Source organism: Bacillota bacterium, assembly GCA_023511455.1.
GTDB lineage: Bacteria > Armatimonadota > HRBIN16 > HRBIN16 > HRBIN16 > HRBIN16.
The window spans coordinates 253,756-269,951 of the sequence record JAIMBJ010000001.1; the positions used below are offsets into that span (position 1 = coordinate 253,756).

Genomic DNA, 16,196 nt, shown 5'->3' on the forward strand with positions numbered 1-16,196 from the left:
CGGAAGCGAAACGGGTTAGTTTGTGGTTTCGCCTGCAACCTGCGATTTCCTTTTTATCGGTGCGCCTTACCGCTGTAGCAACGGCGCGACATCTCGAAAGCCCACCAGGTGCTTGCGCTCCTCGTCGTACAGGTGCAGGTCTGCCACCGCCACCTGCAGGGCGTCCTTCAGCGTGAGGGTAGGCGCGTTTTGCAGGGCGGGTATCTCGCGATAGGCTTTCTCCAGAAGATAGTTGGGGATGCGCGGCGCGAGGTGATGCACGTGGTGGAAGCCGATGTTGCCCGACAGCCACTGCAACACTCTGGGCAGGCGCAGATAGGAAGCTCCCTCCAGCCCCGCTTTGAGGAACTCCCAGCGCGGGTCACGCTCCCAGTAGCTGTCTTCGAACTGGTGTTGCACGTAGAAGAGGAAGATGCCGACGGCTCCTGCGACGAACTGGATGGGCAAATACACGAACCACAGCGTCTTCCAGCCGAACAGCGCGACGATGGCGGCGATGTATGCCGCGATGCCGAGGTTGGTATACAGGATGCTTCGCAGCAGCGCAGGCCTGCGCCGCGAGACGCCCATGGGGATACGGTAGCCTATCATGAACAGGGCGAAGGGTCCCAGCAGATACAGCGTCAGTGGATGCCGAAAGAGACGATACCGCCACCGCTGCCACGGAGTGGCGTGCAGGTACTCCTGCACGGTCATGGTGTAGACATCTCCCGTGCCGCGTTTGTCCAGGTTACCGCTGGTGGAGTGATGTACCGCGTGGGTGTATTGCCATGCGGCATACGGCACCATCGTAAGGATGCTCGAGAAGAAGCCCAGCACAGTGTTGGCAGCGCGTTTGAGGAAGAACGAGCCGTGTCCGGCATCGTGCTGCAGGATGAAGATGCGCACCAGAAACAGCCCGCCAAGTAGATTGAGAGGAATGGTCAACGCCCAGTGTGTTTCCAGTGCCCGACTGGAAAGGTAAAACAGCAGGAAGAAGGGAGGAAAGGTGTTCAGTATCTGAAGGATGCTACGCCACGTAATCGGTTTCGTATAGGGCTTCAACTGCGCCCCCAACTGCCTCAGGTCGTTCGAACTTGCTTGCATTTGCTCCGCCTATGGTTTTTTGTGCTCGAAGGCTATTTATTCTGGCACATTCTGTGGGCGGAATGCAAGGGGTAAACGTGACGACGAGTCGGGTATAATCCTGAACATGCGCAGTTGGTTTCGTGCTTTCACCTTGATAGAAGTTCTGGTCGTGGTGGCGATTGTTGCCTTGCTGGCGGCAATCTTGCTGCCCGTCTTCGCGCAGGCGCGGGAAAGCGCACGCCAGAGTGTTTGCATACAGCACATGCGACAGGTGGGGCAGGCGCTCTGGATGTACCTGCAGGACTACGACGAACACCTACCCGACCGGCGCGACCTGAAGCGGGCGCTGGGCTACCGTCCGTGGACGTCCTGGCCGCCGTCCGACCCGCGCTGTGGCTGGGCGGCAGTGGTGCTGGAGCCGTATGTGCGCAGCGTTGGGGTTTGGAGTTGTCCCAGCGTGAGCGGTAGCGTGATGGGCGAAGTGGTGCAGGTGAAGCAGGCGTTCGCGCCCGACCAGTTCACCCGATACTGGATGTGGCGGTTCGACCGCATCGACGTGCCGACGCCAGTGGACAACTTCTGGGGGAAGACGCCGGAACAGGCGCTTGCCGACCTGCGAGCGAACCCCAGCCCCTTCTACGGTCGTCCCGAGAGCTTAGCGGAGGTGGAGCTGATGGTCGACCCCTACTTTCCGCGCACCATCGCCACTGTTCCCGCCCAACTGCGGGGCAAATCGGTGCATCGCGGGGGGCGCAACCGTCTGTTTCTGGACGGGCACGTGAAGTGGCTGCGCGATATTCGGACGGAGTAGGACGCTATTCCCCAAAAGAGGGAAACTGGCTTGGGCGGGGTCGAGGAGTGCGCCAGAGCCAGTCCACGCGCAGGCGAAAGCCGGGCAGCTGCCTGCTTTCGTAAATGCCTGTGTCATCCGGGGGAGCCAGTGCGAATCGTCCGTCTGGCTGAAGCTGATAAAACTCGGCTTCCTGCCGTTCCGGGTCTATTATCCAGTATTCACCGATGCCCGCCGCTTCGTATTCCGCGAACTTTTCTCTCCGGTCGCGAGCGCGGCTCTCTGCACTGGTCACTTCTATCACCAGGTCGATAGGGCTTTCGGCAAAGGTTTCCTGCAATCGTGCGGCGTTTTGTTTCCTGACGAAGAGGATGTCTGGTTCGCGCACTCGTATGTTGCCGTCGGGGAGGTGCAGTTTAAGAGGGAACGGTGCGAAAAGCACAGTGCCACCATCGGTTCTTTGCGCCCACTCGTCCAGCAGGTCAGCCAGAAAGTGTACCAGTCGCTGGTGTGAACGCGATGCCGGGCTCAATACAATAACCTCCCCGCTTTTCCACTCTGCCCAAGTGTCTTCATCCAACCACTGCAAGAACTCGTCCACGGACATTTTCCCAGTGGTATGCGCTGCCGTTTCAGCGTTCGCCAACGCCCTCAGCCTCCTTCGCAGGTGAGACAATCCCATTATACCATGTCGTCAGCATGGGAATATGGTGAGACAATCCGCCTACGTTTGTGGTATCCTTTATCTACCCTAAAAAATCGAGCGAGGTGAACCGTATGCGCAGTGACACGATTAAGAAGGGTTTCGACCGCGCCCCGCATCGCGCGCTGCTGAAGGCGACTGGTGTGCGCGACGAGGATATGGATAAGCCTTTCATTGCCGTGTGCAACTCCTTCGTGGAGATTGTGCCGGGGCACGTACACCTGAACAAGGTGGGCGAAATCGTGAAGCAGGCGGTTCGCGAAGCAGGCGGCGTGCCCTTCGAGTTCAACACCATCGGCGTGGACGACGGCATCGCCATGGGACACTTGGGCATGAAGTATTCGCTGCCCAGCCGCGAGCTCATCGCCGACTCGGTCGAGACAATGATACGGGCGCACTGCTTCGACGGCATGATTTGCATTCCCAACTGCGATAAGATTGTGCCGGGGATGCTGATGGCAGCCATGCGCTTGAACATTCCGACCGTGTTCGTCTCGGGCGGACCGATGGCAGCGGGAAAGACCCCCGACGGAAGGGTGGTAGACCTGATTTCGGTGTTCGAAGGCGTCGGTGCGTACAAAGCGGGCAAGATTAGCGAACGTGACCTGAAGATTCTGGAAGACTTCGGTTGCCCGACGTGCGGCTCGTGTTCGGGCATGTTTACCGCCAACTCGATGAACTGCCTGAGCGAGGCGCTGGGCATGGCATTACCCGGCAACGGCACTATTCTCGCAGGCACACGAGACAACCTCAATCCCGCACGGGTGGAGCTATTCCGCAGGGCGGCGTTTGCGCTGATGGAGCTCATCCGACGCGACATCAAGCCGCGCGACATCGTCACACGGGAGAGTATCGACAACGCCTTTGTGCTGGACATGGCGATGGGTGGATCGACGAATACCATACTGCACACGCTGGCCATCGCACATGAGGCAGGCATCGACTACGACCTGAACCGCATCAACGAACTGTCCAGACGCACTCCCAACATCTGTAAGGTCGCACCCAGCAGCCATTACCACATCGAGGACGTCGATCGCGCCGGGGGCATCAGTGCGATACTGAAGGAGCTAACCCGCATCGACGGTTTGTTACATACTGACTGCCTGACCGTGACTGGCAAGACGCTGGGCGAGAACATCGCCGACGCGCGGATTCGAGATCCCGAATGCATCCGTCCCGTCGAACGGGCATATTCGCAAACAGGTGGGATAACGGTGCTGTTCGGCAACCTTGCCCCAGAGGGAGCGGTGGTGAAGACAGCAGGGGTTGACCCGAAGACGCTGGTGTTTGAAGGTCCGGCGGTCATCTTCGAAAGTCAGGAAGAGGCCTGCGAAGGCATTTTGAACGGTAAGGTCAAGCCGGGTGATGTGGTGGTAATACGCTACGAGGGTCCCAAGGGCGGTCCAGGCATGCAGGAGATGCTCGCTCCGACCAGCTATATCATGGGGCAGGGGCTCGGCGACAAGGTTGCGCTGATTACTGACGGACGTTTCTCTGGGGGCACGCGGGGGGCGTGCATCGGGCACATCTCTCCCGAGGCGGCGGAGGGAGGACCCATCGCGTTTTTGCATCCAGGCGACATCATCTCCATCAACATCCCGGAGGGACGACTGGAGGTCAAGGTCAGCGAAGAGGAGCTGGCGCGCCGCCGGCAAAACTGGAAGCCCTTGAAGCGCGAGGTGCCCGAAGGCTGGCTGCGCCGTTACGCCGCGATGGCAACCAGCGCAAGCACAGGGGCAGTTCTGCGATTGCCCTGAAATCCATTGAACGCCGGAAGGCGAACCTTGTGATGGACTGAATCCCCGCCCGACGTGCCCGCGGGCGGGGAGAAGTTTACGGCTCGGCAGCAGCCTCGCCCCCCAGAAGTGTGAGTTATTTCACCGCCATTGTCGCCTTCATCTGCGCCTGGCGGGCGTAGTCCATCGCCTCGTTCAGCTCTTTCATCACCTCTTCGGGATTGTGGAAGCCCATGCTGTTTTCAGAGACCACGAGGTTCTCCCAGCGCACGTGCGCCAGCTGGTGCAGGCGCACCGCTTCCTTCAGGGCGTTCTCATCCACAGTTTTGCCCGCTTCTTTCGCGCTCTTCGCGGCGGCGATGGCGTCAATGCTGTCACTGAGTGCCTGCTGCACGCGCTTTTGCGCCTCGTTGACGTGCCGCTGGACACGCAGCACTTGCTGGCGCAGCTGCTGTGGTGAGACCGTGTGGCATTGTCCACATGGATATGCGCCCAGCTTTTCGCCCTTGATGTATTTGTCGATGTAGCGCAACGGCGAAACCGCCCAGTGCGAGGTGAGCCAGCGTCCGTCCACGTTCACTTTGGGCATGTGGCACGTGACGCAGGAGGCACCAGCCCGTTCATACTTGCTCTCCCAGAAAGTCTCCGTTTCGGGATGCTGGCTCTTGATCAGCGGCTCCTTGATAATCTCATGAATCCAGTCCTGCTGGTAGTTATGCCTCTTCGCGTAGTATTCATCCAGGTCGCGTGCCTTGCGCCAGCTGAAATCGAAGCGTGTCTTCTTGTCGGCTCCGGGTCCGCAAACGTATTCCACATGGCATTGTGCGCACAGGAGAATCTCCTGTTGTTGCCTGTCCGCTTTGGCGAAGCTTTTGACGTTGCGCTCCTTCCAGTAGGGGTTCACACCGTCGCGGGCGATGGCGTTGATGAGTCCCTTGTTGATAATTTGCAGTTGCGCGGAGTGCGGGTTGTGGCAGTGCACACAGGACATGCCGTAATCCTGCATCTCTTGCGGGATTCGTTTGATGGCTTCCTGCCACTTGGCAACCACATCACCATCAGTAGTCAGCTCGACTCCTTTCCACTCTTTGCCCCAGTAGTAGGCGACCTGTGTGGATTTGCAGTTGAGACACGCCACATTTTTGCCGCGCTTGATATCGATGTGGTCGCGCAGGATGTATCGGTGCGAGCGGTCTTCGTTATACTCTCTGGTGAAGCCATGTCCCGCAACGATTTTGTTGTACAGTGGGAAATCGTTGGTCTTCGGATGTTCTGTGGGGTCTTTGGGCGTGCCGCCGAACTCGCCTGGTGTGCCGGGTTCACTCATCAAGAAAGTTTCGTGCTGAAACTTATGGCATGACCCGCACGTCTCTGTTCGGAAGTCCACGACGGGTAGTACTGCAGTGGGGTCATCCGCATTCTGATGCTCTAAGGCGTTGGGGTGGCACTGCGAGCAGGCAAGCCCCGCGTGGGCGTGCTGTTTCATGATGTCGACTACCTCGCTGTGACAGTCCGCACACTGTTCCTTTGCCTGCACCGAGTTAGCCATTGTGGCTTCAGGCTGCACCCGTGCAGCGACTGCCCAGGCGATAGCGACCATCATCGTCGTGGAGAACAGCATCCATCGTGTCTTTCGCATGGTGATACCTCCCTGTGTGGTCTCCTGATGTAATTTCGGTTCAAAAGACCCAAAACTCCTCTTTTAGTGAAGCTATCGCCCCTTCCGACACCTACAATATAACACATCTATTCACTAAATTCAACCTCAACATCCAATTTTGGACGGATTTCGGCTGGCATGGTATAATCCCAATAGTTGGTTTGCATGGAGTGGAACGGCGCTGATGCACCCGATTCTGTGGCAGGTGGGTGGTTTTCAAATCCGCTCTTACGGTGTGATGATTGCACTGGGGTTCGCGCTCGCGGTATGGTGGAGTATGCGGGTGGCGCCCCGATATGGCATTGATGCGGAGCAGATTTTGGACTTCGTGCTGCTGACCGCGCTGGCAGGGGCGATTGGGGCGCGTTTGGTGTACATCATGCTGGACTGGGACAGCTTTGCCCGTGAGCCGCTCCATGCACTGTACTTCTGGGAAGGCGGTTTGTCGTTTCATGGCGGAGTCATCGGGGGAGGCCTGGCGGTAGCGTTCATCGCCCGGCGCAAGGGCATTCCGTTTCTGCGGGTCGCCGACGTGCTGGCGCCAGGCGTCGCGCTGGCGTATGCGGTGGGGCGCATCGGTTGTTTTCTGGGGGGCTGTTGCTACGGCGTGCCCACCGACCTGCCGTGGGCGTGTTCCTTTCAGGACCCCTTCAACCCGCACGTGCATACGCCGCCGAGCCACCCCACGCAGTTGTATGCCTCGGCGAGTAACCTGCTGATTTTCTTGCTGCTGGCGCGAATGCAGAAACCGCCTCATCCCACCGGCAAAGTGTTCTGGGCGTACGTGACCCTGTATGGGCTGTACCGCTTTGTGGTGGAGTTCTGGCGCGTCGGGGCGACGTCCACCGTCTGGCTGCTGGGGCTATCCGAAGCGCAGTGGATGAGCATCGGCATGGTGCTGGTCGGCGGGTGGATGTGGTGGAGAAGCCGTTCGCGGAGCGGAACTTCGTGATATAATGCAGTTGGGATGGAGGCATCGTCCAATTCACTGTTGTATCACGCCACTTCTACTGAGGAAGGCGTTCGGCTGGACGTGTTTCTGGCGCAACGCCTGCCCGATGTATCGCGCGCACAGATACAGCGGTGGATTGAGGCGGGCTACGTGGAGCTGAACGGCAAGATTGCGAGGCCCAATATGCGCCTGAAGGCAGGGGATGAAGTGTATCTGGAGCCTCCCACGCCTCCGCCGGTAGAGCCGCAACCCGAAGCCATCCCCCTGCAGGTGCTTTACGAGGACGAGCATCTCGCGGTGGTGAACAAGCCGCGGGGTATGGTGACACATCCCGCGCCCGGCGCAGAGAACGGGACGTTGGTGAATGCCGCTCTGGCGCGTTTCGGGAGCCTGTCTACGATTGGCGCACCGGAGCGACCCGGTATCGTGCACCGGCTGGACAAAGATACCACCGGCTTAATCCTGATTGCCCGTACCGACCTTGCCCATCGTGCGCTTGCCGAGCAGATTCAGCAGAGACTGGTCGAGCGTCGTTATCTTGCGCTGGTGTGGGGTGTGCCGCGATTCCAGCGCGCGCTGGTAGATGCTCCCATCGGACGCAGTGAGAGCGACCGCACCCGCATGAGCGTGAAGGCACCACTGCATGACCCCAGTGCCCGTCCCGCCGTGACGGAGTTCGCACTCCTCGAAAGTCTGGGAGTATGCGCCCTGCTGGAGGCGCGATTACATACCGGCAGAACCCATCAGGTGCGCGTGCACGCGGCGTATGCGGGGCATCCGGTGGTGGGAGACCCCGTTTATGGCGCGGGGCGTTCCGCCACACAGTACGGTTGGAGAAAGGCAGATGCCCGTTCGCTGGAGGAACTGATCGGGCGGATGGGTGGGCAGGCACTGCACGCTTACCGCCTGACCTTTGCCCATCCGGTGACGCGGCAGGAGATGACCTTCACTTGTGAACCACCCGAAGATATGCAGGCGATTATCGAATGGCTGAGAGGGAAAAAGGAGGATGCACGTGAGTAATCTGCATGTGGTGAACCATCCGCTGGCACAGCATCTGTTGACCCAACTGCGTAATAGGCACACTCCTCCCGAAGTCTTCCGTTCCCTGACCCGCAAGCTGACCACCATACTCGTCATCGAAGCCACCCGCGACCTTCCCACCGAAAGCGTCACGGTGGAAACGCCACTAGAGGAAGCGCAGGGCACGGTGCTGGCGGCGAAGCTGGTGGTCGTACCTATCCTGCGGGCGGGGCTGGGAATGCTGGAAGCAGTAGCCGACCTCTTTCCCGACGTATCAGTGGGCTACATCGGCATGGAGCGTGACCATACCACCGCTATTGCCAACTCCTACTACCTGAAACTGCCGCCAGTGGAGGGTCGCACGGTCTTGCTCATCGACCCCATGCTGGCGACAGGCGGTTCGGTGGACCAGGCGCTGGCGGCGATACGCAGTCGCGGCGCGGGCAGGATGGTTTTGATATGCGTTGTGGCGGCGCCAGAGGGAGTCGACCGCATCTACCGCAACCATCCGGACGTGCCCATCTATACCGCTGCGCTGGACCGGGAACTCAACGCTGCCAAATACATCTTGCCCGGCATCGGCGACTTCGGAGACAGGCTGTATGGGACGTGACTTTGCGTCGTCTAAAGCCTGCGGCTAAATGATTTTTTCGAATATCCCCGCTCGAAAGCTTGACAAAATAACGCGTGGTCTCCTATAATTATTTAGGAGTACGAAATATGTCGGCCTTTAATCCAAGACATCGAGACACCCTTGCGGGGCAGATTAGTATAGCACTGTATCGCATTAGCCAGGCGATGGGTTTTCTGCTCCGCGAGCGAGGGCTGCAGCTGGACCTGACGCCCGCGCAGATACAGGCGTTGCTCTTTCTGAAATACGCGCGTCCTGGGGTGCGAACAATAGGCGGTCTGAGCGAGCGGTTGAAGGTCGCCTATGCAACGTCCAGCAGTGTTGCGGACGCTCTCGAACGCAAAGGCTTGCTAAAGCGCAGTGTTGTGCCGGAGGACCTGCGGGTGGTTAAGCTGGCGTTGACCCCCGCAGGTGAGGAGCGGGTAGCACAGGTTGAGGGCGTGCTGGATGTGATTGAGGCAGCAGTGAACCACCTGCCAGAGGAGGAGCAATCATCTTTGGCACACGCACTGAAGATAATCGTCCGTGAGTTGCACGGCGCTGGTTATGTTCGTGTGTACGAAATGTGTCGGGGATGCCAGTTCTTCCGGAAGGATGCTCATCCCGAGAATCCGCAGGAGCCCCATCACTGCGCGTTCATGGATGCGCCCCTGCGCGAGGCGGACACCTATCTGGAATGTCCGGAGTTTGCACCAGCAAACGAGTAAGGCGGAAAGCGCGTGTGCGCTTGACGACATAACATCACAAGGAGGGAGGATGAATGAACCACATTCCTGGTTACACGTATGGGACGTCTCAGGTCGCGCCGTCTCCCCTGACGCTGGAAGACCTGGACAACCTGAAGAAGGCGGTGCTCTTCACCGAAGAGGACGAGCGTTATCTGCGCATGGCAGGTGAAGTACTGGCTGACCAGGTCGAGGACATTCTGGACGTGTGGTACGGGTTTGTCGGCTCGCACCCGCATCTGGTGTATTACTTCACGGATGGCAAAGGCAACGCCAACGCAGAGTATCTGGCAGCCGTGCGCAAGCGGTTTGGGCAGTGGATACTGGACACCTGCAACCGCCCGTACGACAGGAACTGGCTCGACTACGCACACGAGATCGGCTTGCGCCACCACCGCACTAAGAAAAACAAGACCGACGGTGTGAACTCCGTGCCGGTGGTCAGCTACCGATACATGGTGGCTTTTATTTATCCCATCACCGCAACCATCAAGCCTTTCCTTGCCAAAAAGGGGCACTCTGCGGATGAAGTAGAGAAGATGCATCAGGCTTGGTTCAAGTCGGTAGTGCTACAGGTCGCACTGTGGAGTGCCCCATATGTCCCAGGTGAGGACTTCTAAACGGAGCGCAACCCTCTCATACGCATACAAGCCAGGTTCACCACAGGGGAACCTGGCTTTTTCTATCATGGGTTACACAACCGAGAAAGTAATGGCAAAACTCCACGTCGGACAGGCAATGCAAGCGACATTTCTGTGTCACAAAAATTGCGAGAAAAGCCTCTCAGGAACCCGTCGAGGTGTGGGTACCGCGTAGCAAATGACTGAACCATTGCCTGTCCCTCCATCATGGTTCCCTGTCAGGGTAGTGGTTCCCGCCTCCTCGCACAGAAACATTACTGTGTCGCTCAGAACACCCTGCCAATCTGCAGCAGCCACCGGTTTGTGCGCTCGTCACGGCTGATGTCGTGCTGCCAGCTGATGCCCAATGAATACCCTTCGTGCAGCAACCAGTGCAGATGAGCCTTCCACGTTTTGCCGACGGGCACTTCAGGGCTCGCATTGGCGCGGCGGGTGTTGACATGTTCAAGTGCCAGGTAGGTGCGGCTGGCGATGGGCAGGTCCAGTCTCAGCCACAGCATATCACGGTTTGTACCCACCGGATGTCCCAGCACGGCATCGCGGTATACCCAGCGGTTTGCGGGGTTCTTGTAGTTGTACACTCCGCCTCCGGGGTCTCCGTCGGTGTGAGCCGCCTCGATGGCGAACTGGCCGTTGCCGGGGAGGAGCACATGGTAGCCAACCAGTACACCTGATTTGCGCGGCGTCGTGTAGCGGAAGCGGGTGAGCCAGCGCGGCGCCTGAGCGTCATCCAGCAGTAGATGGAAATAGAACTTCTGGTCGTTGGAGCGATATTGCACCTGTACCTCCGCCATGTAGTTGAACCAGTCGTCGTTGCGGTTATACAGTTGCCACGTGTAGATGTGTTGATAAAGGTAAAAGGGCAGGATGAAGGCAGTCACACTGTATGGCAGCTTGCTGGCTTTGAAAGCTTCCGCCAGCGAGATTTCCCATTGGGGCGAGAGTTCGCGACGCAGGCGTCGCGCCATCAGGTACCTGCGTTCGCCGTCTTCGGTAAAGGCGGTGGCTATTTGCTCGTAACGCCACGTCCGGAGGCGTCGTCCGAGATGCCAGGTAGTGCGGTAGTCCACGTGAAAGATCGGCGGGGGATTATCAGAGAGCAACATGGCACCCGAATAGCCACCCCCCCAGCGAATCGGCGACTGCCCGACGCGCCACTCGCCCAGCGGGGTGTACAACCGTAGCTGAGCCGTATACGCCCAGGGCATCAGCGAGCGCTGCTCGACGAGAGAACGGGTGGTATCGGCAACGAACACCAAATCGGCATCCCTAGCCAGGCTGTAAATCCCAGAAAATCGCCACGCGAGGCGCGGCTCGCTTTCGGCGGTAAGCACAGCGAGTGCGGAGAGGGAATGTGCTTTTGGAGCTTGCTGCCCGAGCAGGAGCCTGCGAATGGCGGTTGCCGGTGCGTTATCGCTTTGCGCGGACAGGCGCAGCAGGTCGTCTTCGCTCCACACGCGCTGCGTCAGCGGGGCGAGTCGGACGGACCCACCCAGCGCGGAGGCAATCAGGTCGTTCTCCGGTGCGTGGAGTGGGGCGATGTCTTGTGCCCACACGAAGGGCAACGTCCAAAGCGCGATGAAACAGCAGCTTAGTAGCGTGCGCATATCAGAATCTTTCTGCCAGTTTGTCCACAATCCTCTCCGCGATGGCGAGCGACGCGGTTGCAGCGGGGGAGGGCGCGTTCACGACGTGAACCGTACGAGCGGTATCCACCCACAGGAAGTCATCCACGAGACGCCCAAACCGGTCCACCGCCTGAGCGCGTACACCCGCGGGCGCGGGGCGCAGGTGTTCCGCTCGCACGTCCGGTACAAGCCGCTGCAATGCGTGGACAAACGCTTTCTTGCTCAATGAACGCCACATTTCACCCAGTCCGGTACGCCAGTAACGCCATGCCAGTCGCAAGAAGCCGGGGTAGGTTAGCGTCTGCCACAGTTCCCGCAGGTTGATGTTCGTTTTCCTGTAGCCTTCTCGGGCGAATGCAAGCACCGCGTTGGGTCCGCATTCCACTTCGCCGGTGATGGTACGCGTGAAATGCACGCCCAGGAAAGGAAAACGCGGGTCGGGCGCGGGGTAGATGAGGTTTCGGCACAGGAAGCGGGCTTCCTCTGTTAACAGGAAGTACTCTCCGCGGAAGGGCACGATTCGGGCTGGGGGAACGACGCCACTGGCGCTCGCGAGATCATCGGAATACAGCCCGGCGCAGTTCACCAGATAGCGCGCGGTGAAGTCACCCTGCGTGGTGTGGACAACCACTTCTGTGGACGTTTCGCGGATACCGAGAACCCGTACGCCCGTAAGCACTTCACCGTGTTCTTCGCAAATACGTTGAGCCAGCCGTTCGCATACTGCGCGGAAGTCGACGATGCCTGCTTCCGGCACGTAAATCGCACTGATGCCCGCTGCATGGGGTTCCAGTTCGCGAAGACGTTCTGCGCTGATTATTTCGCACTGCACGCCGTTTGCCTGTCCCCTTTCCAGCAGCATGTGCAGGGTGGGGATTTCTCGCTCGTACGCGGCGACGATGACCTTCCCGCAGATTTCATAGGGGATGGATTCGCGCTCACAAAACGCCTGCATCAGCGCCTTGCCGCGGCGACAGGTCTGCGCCTTGACGCTGCCGGGCTTGTAGTAAATGCCGGAATGCAGCACTCCGGAGTTACGCCCCGACTGGTGCATGGCAAGGCGTAACTCTTTTTCCAGCACGATCACGTGCTTTTGTGGATAACGGAGGCTCAGCTGGTAGGCGGTTGCCAGCCCAACGATACCACCGCCCACGACGAGCACATCACTCGACTTCATGGGACACGAGCACACGGCTGCTGGACACGTCGTTGACCAGTGCGTATGCCCAGCCGTTCTGAGGGCGGAGCCCGCGCAGGGCCTGCTCTTCTCTCAAAAACTTCACATTGCTGTATCGGGCGTCGCGGTAGTCGGCTATCACTCCGCTGTGCAAGGCGTCAATGACCTGCCGAATCCCTTCCTCCAGGGTCCACTTCGGTTTGAAACCGAGGGTGCGTCGGATTTTGCCGAAGCTCACGCGGTAGTTGCGCCGGTCGCCGTCGGATCCCATGTGGATAATCTCCGCTGTCGGTACCAGCCGCTGGATGGTCTCTCCCACCTGCTGGAGGGTAAAGTTCTGCTCGTCCGAGCCGACGTTGAACACCTGGTTGCGCACCTGTGAGACAGGTGCTTCCAGTACCTTTACAATCGCCGCAGCGGCATCGTCCACGTGCAGGAACGGTCTCCACTGGTCGGCACCATAGAGGGTGATTTTGCCCTCCGTCACCGCTTTGGCGGTCAGCAAGTTCACCACCAGATCGAAGCGGATGCGTCCGGACAAGCCGTAGATGGTGCCGAAGCGCAGGATAACCGGGGCGAACTGCGGTGATGCCAGGCTAAGCAGCACGCGCTCAGAGGCGATTTTGCTGCGCGCATAAAGCGATACCGGATTGAGAGCGGAACGCTCATCCAGTACTTCGTCGCTCGCCCCGTAAACCGAACAGGTGCTGGCGAAGATGAAACGGCTGACGCTAAACCCCTTGGCGATTTCGGCGATGAAGCGGGTGGCTATCAAATTGACCTCAATGGTCAGTTCCTCATCGATAGCGCATGCAGGATCGCCGACGATAGCGCCGAGATGCACTACGGCGTCCATATCCCGCATACTCTCCACCACTTTATCTATCTGCCGAAAATCCGCTTTCACAATCTCCAGCCGCGGATAGTGGGCGAAAGGCTTAATCGGTTCTTCTCCATAAAGGAAGATATCCAGAAGGCGCACCTGGTAGCCTTTTTCCAGCAACTTCGGTATCAGGGCGGAACCGATGTAACCTGCCCCGCCAATGACCAGCACGTTGCGGATGGGGCGGTCTGGTGGAGGCGTACCGAGATACCGCTTTTCGACAGCGGAGAGCACCTTCCACAACCGGGGACCGAGCCGGACAGAGAGTAACAGGGCGAGCGTCAGTCCCCAGGACATCAGGTAGACCGAGCGATACAAGGATGGCAGGGAAGGTGCCAGATAGTTGGCAAGAAGCATCAGCAAGTACGCCACAGACACTGCCTGAGCAATCACAATGGCTTTGTACCGCCCCTGATACAATCGGCTGTGGGTATAAAAGCCGCTCAGTGCGAATACCAGTAGCGAAAGGGGTGTCAACATGCTGGTGGAACGCAGGTAGATACCCACATGCTCCTGCAGTGCGGCAGGAGCATCACTGACCACCGCCTTGATACCCACCACCCACAGGTAGTGCACCAGCAGCGAAATCACCAGTGACAGGTTCACCAGCAGGGCGTCGGCAGTTGCGCGCAACAACATCCCCATACCTACACGGCCACGCTTTGCCAATGTCATAACCCTCCTCGCTTACATCCTGGTAGTGCAGGCAAACCAAATAAGTAAGATTATCGGCTACCTGTAAACATTACTTTATGGACTGCATCCGCGATTTCCTGCACATCCGTTTCACTCAGCGTGGGGTGCACCAGAAAAGCGAGCGAGGTCTCGCCGAGCTGTTTGGCGACGGGGAGCCGATGTGCTGGCGACAGTCCTGCGTTGTGGAACGATTTCTCCAGATACACCTCGCTGCAGCTGCCCACTGTGCACGGGATGCCCATCTGGTTCAGTTCCACCATAATACGGTCGCGGCTCCAGTCCGGTTTGAGCCTTTCCGGACGCACGTACACGTAATAGCGGTAGTAGGCGTGCTGAATGTAGGCAGGGGGTACGGTCACCCGCAGCGCGGGCAGTTGCTGGAACCGCTCAGTGAGAATTTGGGCATAACGCCTGCGTGTGGCTACCCACTCGGGTACTTTGCGCAGCACCACGCGCCCGATGGCCGCCTGCATCTCGGTCATGCGCCAGTTGGTGCCGAACGACTCATGTAGCCAGCGGAAGCCCGGAGGGTGTTGCCGGTGATACACCGCTTCGTAGCTCTTGCCATGGTCCTTGTACGACCATGCCTTTTCCCATATGCGCTCGTCGTTAGTGGTGAGCATTCCCCCTTCGCCGCCGGTGGTCATGATTTTATCCTGACAGAACGACCATACGGCGACGTGCCCCATGCTGCCGACGGGACGCCCCTTGTAGGTTGCGCCATGTGCTTGCGCGCAGTCCTCGACCACCCACAGGTCGTTTTCCCGTGCCAGCTGCATTAACTCGTCCATTTCGCAGGGCCAGCCCCCAAGGTGAACGGCGATAATCGCCTTCGTGCGGGGAGTCAGCACCGCCCGCACCGTTTCGGCAGTGATGTTGCCGCTATCGGGGTCTACATCGGCGAAAACGGGTTTCGCGCCCACAAGCACTACCGAGCTGGCGGAAGCCACAAAGGTGCGACTGGTGACCACCACCTCATCGCTCTCGCCGATTCCTAAAGCGAGCAGTGCCAGCTCCAGCGCCACACTGCCATTTGCCAGAGCGACTGCGTAGCGACAGCCCGCAAATTGTGCGAACTCCTGTTCGAATAGCCGCCCTTCCTGACCCGTCCAGTAGTTCACCTTGCCGGAACGCAGTACGCGCACCGCCGCTTGGATCTCGTCTTCTGCGAAGTAGGGCCAGGGTGCGACCCCCCCCGTCGTTTTATGCTCAGCTTGTCGAGTCGCTGTAGTTGCCATTTGTTTCTCCTCGCAGGTGTCGTTTGATGACTCTGGCAGGTACGCCGACGGCGGTGACATGGTCGGGAATCGGTTTGGTGACAACCGATCCTGCGCCGACGGTAGACCACTTCCCGATTTGCAAACACTGGATGACGTTGCATCCCATCCCGATGAAAGTGCCTTCCCCAACTTCCACTCTGCCCGCTAGGTGCGCGCCCGGTGCAATATGCGCGTAGTCTCCCACCACGCACTCATGGTCGATGGTTGCGGCGGTGTTTACGATGACATGGTCTCCGATTCGCGCCTCCGGCTGGATGACCGCACCTGCAAACACCACCGTTCCCGCCCCGAGCCGCACGGAGGAATGCACCCACGCATGGGGGTGCACCACCGTAAGCCATTCGATACCCCGTATTTTTATGGACAATCGACGACGGATGTCGTTATCACCAATTGCGATAACCGCTCTGAGAATGCCATCCTCTGCGATGCGCTCTACCGGACCGCGAACAGGCACTCCCATCATCTCGGTGCCCCATTTATCGGGAGAGTCGTCATACACGACGAACGTCGCATACCCCATTGCCTGTAGAGTGGCAAGCACCACTTTGCCATGTCCGCCTGCGCCGATAACAGCTATGGGTTTGTTGTCGCGCACCG

The 16,196-nt window shown here is 59.1% G+C and carries 15 protein-coding genes; 7 read left to right on the forward strand and 8 right to left on the reverse strand.

Translation table 11 applies throughout. The features are described from left to right. Positions 1-66: 66 nt before the first annotated feature. On the reverse strand, positions 67-1,086 hold the full coding sequence (locus K6U75_01085) for a fatty acid desaturase (GenBank protein MCL6473636.1): 1,020 nt from the start codon (positions 1,084-1,086) through the stop codon (positions 67-69). A 106-nt stretch (positions 1,087-1,192) separates the two neighbouring features. Here K6U75_01085 and K6U75_01090 point away from each other — a divergent pair, with 106 nt between their 5' ends. Next, on the forward strand, positions 1,193-1,879 hold the full coding sequence (locus K6U75_01090) for a prepilin-type N-terminal cleavage/methylation domain-containing protein (protein ID MCL6473637.1): 687 nt from the start codon (positions 1,193-1,195) through the stop codon (positions 1,877-1,879). 4 nt (positions 1,880-1,883) lie between these two features. Here the strand turns inward: K6U75_01090 and K6U75_01095 are convergent, their stop codons facing one another. Further along, on the reverse strand, positions 1,884-2,540 hold the full coding sequence (locus tag K6U75_01095; protein ID MCL6473638.1) for a Uma2 family endonuclease: 657 nt from the start codon (positions 2,538-2,540) through the stop codon (positions 1,884-1,886). 95 nt (positions 2,541-2,635) lie between these two features. Here K6U75_01095 and ilvD point away from each other — a divergent pair, with 95 nt between their 5' ends. Then, positions 2,636-4,321 carry a dihydroxy-acid dehydratase gene (ilvD, locus tag K6U75_01100; GenBank protein ID MCL6473639.1) on the forward strand — a complete coding sequence of 562 codons (1,686 nt, stop codon included), beginning with the start codon at positions 2,636-2,638 and terminating at the stop codon, positions 4,319-4,321. A gap of 115 nt (positions 4,322-4,436) precedes the next feature. Here ilvD and K6U75_01105 read toward each other — a convergent pair whose 3' ends face one another. Continuing rightward, positions 4,437-5,939, reverse strand: coding sequence for an ammonia-forming cytochrome c nitrite reductase subunit c552 (locus tag K6U75_01105; GenBank protein MCL6473640.1), 1,503 nt, complete (start codon positions 5,937-5,939; stop codon positions 4,437-4,439). A gap of 205 nt (positions 5,940-6,144) precedes the next feature. Here K6U75_01105 and lgt point away from each other — a divergent pair, with 205 nt between their 5' ends. From lgt to K6U75_01130, 5 genes are all read left to right on the forward strand, one after another. Continuing rightward, entirely contained in the window at positions 6,145-6,912 is a 768-nt protein-coding gene (lgt, locus tag K6U75_01110; GenBank protein ID MCL6473641.1) for a prolipoprotein diacylglyceryl transferase, read from the forward strand. A 15-nt stretch (positions 6,913-6,927) separates the two neighbouring features. Further along, complete coding sequence (locus K6U75_01115) at positions 6,928-7,935, forward strand: RluA family pseudouridine synthase (protein ID MCL6473642.1); 1,008 nt, start codon at positions 6,928-6,930, stop codon at positions 7,933-7,935. After that, positions 7,922-8,548, forward strand: coding sequence for a uracil phosphoribosyltransferase (gene upp, locus K6U75_01120; GenBank protein ID MCL6473643.1), 627 nt, complete (start codon positions 7,922-7,924; stop codon positions 8,546-8,548). Before K6U75_01115 ends, upp begins: the two co-directional genes overlap by 14 nt. Positions 8,549-8,655: 107 nt before the next feature. Continuing rightward, on the forward strand, positions 8,656-9,273 hold the full coding sequence (locus tag K6U75_01125; GenBank protein MCL6473644.1) for a MarR family winged helix-turn-helix transcriptional regulator: 618 nt from the start codon (positions 8,656-8,658) through the stop codon (positions 9,271-9,273). 53 nt (positions 9,274-9,326) lie between these two features. Further along, positions 9,327-9,911: a protogloblin ApPgb gene (locus tag K6U75_01130; GenBank protein MCL6473645.1), complete on the forward strand. Its 585-nt coding sequence runs from the start codon at positions 9,327-9,329 to the stop codon at positions 9,909-9,911. A gap of 287 nt (positions 9,912-10,198) precedes the next feature. Here the strand turns inward: K6U75_01130 and K6U75_01135 are convergent, their stop codons facing one another. The 5 genes from K6U75_01135 to K6U75_01155 all read right to left on the reverse strand — a co-directional run bounded on the left by K6U75_01135 (position 10,199) and on the right by K6U75_01155 (position 16,194). Then, positions 10,199-11,539 carry a capsule assembly Wzi family protein gene (locus K6U75_01135; GenBank protein ID MCL6473646.1) on the reverse strand — a complete coding sequence of 447 codons (1,341 nt, stop codon included), beginning with the start codon at positions 11,537-11,539 and terminating at the stop codon, positions 10,199-10,201. 1 nt (position 11,540) lies between these two features. Beyond that, a complete protein-coding gene (gene lhgO, locus K6U75_01140) occupies positions 11,541-12,737 on the reverse strand; it encodes an L-2-hydroxyglutarate oxidase (GenBank protein MCL6473647.1) in 1,197 nt (398 codons plus the stop codon). Next, positions 12,724-14,259 (reverse strand): NAD(P)-dependent oxidoreductase, encoded by a 1,536-nt coding sequence (locus tag K6U75_01145; GenBank protein ID MCL6473648.1) that lies wholly within the window; start codon positions 14,257-14,259, stop codon positions 12,724-12,726. The genes lhgO and K6U75_01145 overlap by 14 nt, the downstream gene beginning before the upstream one ends. A gap of 86 nt (positions 14,260-14,345) precedes the next feature. Continuing rightward, positions 14,346-15,554, reverse strand: a complete 1,209-nt coding sequence (locus K6U75_01150; GenBank protein MCL6473649.1) for a DegT/DnrJ/EryC1/StrS aminotransferase family protein — start codon at positions 15,552-15,554, stop codon at positions 14,346-14,348. Beyond that, positions 15,526-16,194, reverse strand: a complete 669-nt coding sequence (locus K6U75_01155; GenBank protein ID MCL6473650.1) for an acetyltransferase — start codon at positions 16,192-16,194, stop codon at positions 15,526-15,528. The genes K6U75_01150 and K6U75_01155 overlap by 29 nt, the downstream gene beginning before the upstream one ends. Positions 16,195-16,196: the final 2 nt, after the last annotated feature.

Coding starts and splice junctions, on each gene's coding strand:
- K6U75_01145 (MCL6473648.1), bottom strand. CDS start 14,259: ATGTTGTTGCGCGCAACTGCCGACGCCCTGCTGGTGAACCTGTCACTG.
- K6U75_01105 (MCL6473640.1), bottom strand. CDS start 5,939: ATGCGAAAGACACGATGGATGCTGTTCTCCACGACGATGATGGTCGCT.
- upp (MCL6473643.1), top strand. CDS start 7,922: ATGCACGTGAGTAATCTGCATGTGGTGAACCATCCGCTGGCACAGCAT.
- K6U75_01150 (MCL6473649.1), bottom strand. CDS start 15,554: ATGGCAACTACAGCGACTCGACAAGCTGAGCATAAAACGACGGGGGGG.
- K6U75_01085 (MCL6473636.1), bottom strand. CDS start 1,086: ATGCAAGCAAGTTCGAACGACCTGAGGCAGTTGGGGGCGCAGTTGAAG.
- ilvD (MCL6473639.1), top strand. CDS start 2,636: ATGCGCAGTGACACGATTAAGAAGGGTTTCGACCGCGCCCCGCATCGC.
- lgt (MCL6473641.1), top strand. CDS start 6,145: ATGCACCCGATTCTGTGGCAGGTGGGTGGTTTTCAAATCCGCTCTTAC.
- K6U75_01095 (MCL6473638.1), bottom strand. CDS start 2,540: ATGGGATTGTCTCACCTGCGAAGGAGGCTGAGGGCGTTGGCGAACGCT.
- K6U75_01130 (MCL6473645.1), top strand. CDS start 9,327: ATGAACCACATTCCTGGTTACACGTATGGGACGTCTCAGGTCGCGCCG.
- lhgO (MCL6473647.1), bottom strand. CDS start 12,737: ATGAAGTCGAGTGATGTGCTCGTCGTGGGCGGTGGTATCGTTGGGCTG.
- K6U75_01135 (MCL6473646.1), bottom strand. CDS start 11,539: ATGCGCACGCTACTAAGCTGCTGTTTCATCGCGCTTTGGACGTTGCCC.
- K6U75_01125 (MCL6473644.1), top strand. CDS start 8,656: ATGTCGGCCTTTAATCCAAGACATCGAGACACCCTTGCGGGGCAGATT.
- K6U75_01090 (MCL6473637.1), top strand. CDS start 1,193: ATGCGCAGTTGGTTTCGTGCTTTCACCTTGATAGAAGTTCTGGTCGTG.
- K6U75_01115 (MCL6473642.1), top strand. CDS start 6,928: ATGGAGGCATCGTCCAATTCACTGTTGTATCACGCCACTTCTACTGAG.